This window comes from Mycoplasma sp. 4463 (assembly GCF_048381515.1).
In the GTDB taxonomy this organism is placed as follows: domain Bacteria; phylum Bacillota_I; class Bacilli_A; order Mycoplasmatales; family Metamycoplasmataceae; genus Mycoplasmopsis.
The window spans coordinates 1-2,279 of record NZ_JBLWID010000041.1 but is presented as its reverse complement, the minus strand read 5'-3'; the positions used below and the strand labels follow the sequence as shown (position 1 = coordinate 2,279).

Genomic DNA, 2,279 nt, shown 5'->3' with positions numbered 1-2,279 from the left:
GTTTTGTATGTTAATCTTCTTTTTTCGTGAGCTTTTTTAGGTCACGGATCTGAAAAAGTTAATCAAATTGTGTCTATTTTACCTGTAAATAATTCAGTCAAATTACTTGCGTCTTTAGTGATAATGAAAAGATTTTTTAAATTAAGTTCATTAATCTTCTTAAGAATTTTATTAGCTACTGTTGGATATTTTTCAAAAGCATAATATGTAATATTATGATTTTGAAGAGCTAATTGAGCAATCATTTCACCTTTACCTGCTCCAATTTCTAAAACATCATTTTCTTTTAAGTTAACTGGAAATTCTTTAATTAAAAAGTCAGAATTTGCTAAATTTGCTTCAGCATTTTTATCATATCTCAATCTCATGGTTTTATTATAATGTATAATTTAAAAATCACTATATGAATAGTTAAAAAGAATTTTTATAAGGAGCTAAAATGAGAATAATAGCAGGTAAATTACGTCACTTAATAATAGAACAACCAGATTCAAAATTCACTAGACCTACAGGAGATAAAGTCAGAGAAGCTGTCTTTTCATCAATTCAATTTGAAATTGAAGACACAACTTGTTTAGACTTGTTTTCAGGTTCAGGTGCTTGAGCTATTGAGGCTATCAGCAGAGGTGCAAAACACGTTGATGCAGTTGAAAAACAAAGACAAGTTTTTACTGTAACTAGAGCAAATGTTGCTAAAACTAAAACAGATAATCAAATAAGTTTATTTAATGATGATGCTTTACATTTTTTAAGTAAGACAAGCAAAACTTATGATTTTATCTTTATTGATGCTCCATTTGTTGAATATGAATTAGTCAATAATTCACTTTTAATAATTTCACAAAAAAGCTTACTAAATGAAAATGGTGAAATTATTTTAGAAACTGATAAACCTAATTTAATTGTCTTACCTAACAATTTGCAAGTTTATAAAGAAAAACAATATGGAAAGGTTTATATCTTAAAAATATGTCTAAAATAAACAAATATACCTTACGACAAGAGTTAAAAGTTAAATGCAGTGAAATTAGTTACGAAGGTTATGGTGTTTATAGAGATGAAAATAACTTTCCTATTTTCATAAGTGATTTATTACCTAATGAAGAAGCAATTATCAAGATAACAAACTTATATAAAAATTATGCATTTGGATGCATTGTTAAACATTTAACTTTTTCTGATGATAGAAACTCTGAATTTCAATGAACTCCATCAGCACCATTAGTCACTTTAAAATATCCTGCTCAAATCAAATTTAAAAATAACTATTTCTATAATTTGCTTAAAAGAAACTTGCCAAACATAAATTTAAATGAAGTTTATTCTCAATTTACTCAATCTCTAATTCAATTTGAATATAGAAATAAAGTTTCTTATAAATTAAGCGTTCAAAATAATCAGTTGACTATCAATGAAATTAATCAAAAGTCTAATGAAATAACAGATGCTAATAATTTATTTTTAGTTAAACCGATCATAAAAGAAACAATCAGCAATATTTTAGATACAATTCAAACATTTCTAGAAAACACTACCAAATTAAAAAACTTGAAAATGTTTGAAAAAATCACATTAAGAGCAAATTCAAAAAATCAAGTTGATGTTTGTTTATCGATTCACTCTGATTATGATTTACCTAATAAATTAGTTAAATTACTTAATGAAATTACACAAGTTATTTCACTAAGTATCAACAAAAAGCACAGTTTACAAGTCTTATTTGAAAAAGAGCAATTCAAAATGCAGTTGAATGATAAAGAATTCATTTGTAGCATTCAATCTTTCTTTCAAGTAAACGATATTGTTGCATCAATGATGTTTACTAAGATAAAAGAGTATGTAAATAGCAAAAACAATGTTAAAACTATTTTAGATGCATATTGTGGAGTTGGTACAATTGGTCAAATTGTTGCTAACAAAAATAATTATGTATATGGTTCTGACATTGTCTCAAGTGCAATTAAAAATGCAAATAATAACAAACTTTTAAACTCTGTTAGTGGTGAATATAAAACAATATCTTCTGATGTTTATTTCACTAAGAACGTTTCTAATTTAGAAGACAGCATTCTAATTTTAGACCCACCACGTAGTGGAATAAGTAAAGAATTCATTGATTGAATAATTGAAAAACAAATCAAAAATATTGTTTATATGTCTTGTGATGTTAAGACATTAATAAGAGATTTACAATTAATTTTAGAAGCTAATTCTTATAAAATAACTTACATTCAAGGTTTTGATATGTTTCCTAATACACCACATATTGAGGCGCTTGT

General features: G+C 25.7%; 2 protein-coding genes and 1 pseudogene. 2 read left to right on the top strand and 1 reads right to left on the bottom strand.

The window, feature by feature from the left end; translation table 4 throughout:
* Positions 1 to 368, bottom strand: a pseudogene (locus tag ACNF36_RS02980) (tRNA (guanosine(46)-N7)-methyltransferase TrmB); the annotation flags it as partial.
* A gap of 71 nt (positions 369 to 439) precedes the next feature.
* Here ACNF36_RS02980 and rsmD point away from each other — a divergent pair.
* The gene (gene rsmD / locus ACNF36_RS02975) at positions 440 to 982 is read left to right on the top strand and encodes a 16S rRNA (guanine(966)-N(2))-methyltransferase RsmD (protein ID WP_418303675.1); all 543 of its coding nucleotides are present in this window, start codon (positions 440 to 442) and stop codon (positions 980 to 982) included.
* The coding region (rlmD, locus tag ACNF36_RS02970) for a 23S rRNA (uracil(1939)-C(5))-methyltransferase RlmD (RefSeq protein WP_418303674.1) at positions 970 to 2,279 on the top strand (1,310 nt) is incomplete at its 3' end. The genes rsmD and rlmD, both read left to right, overlap by 13 nt.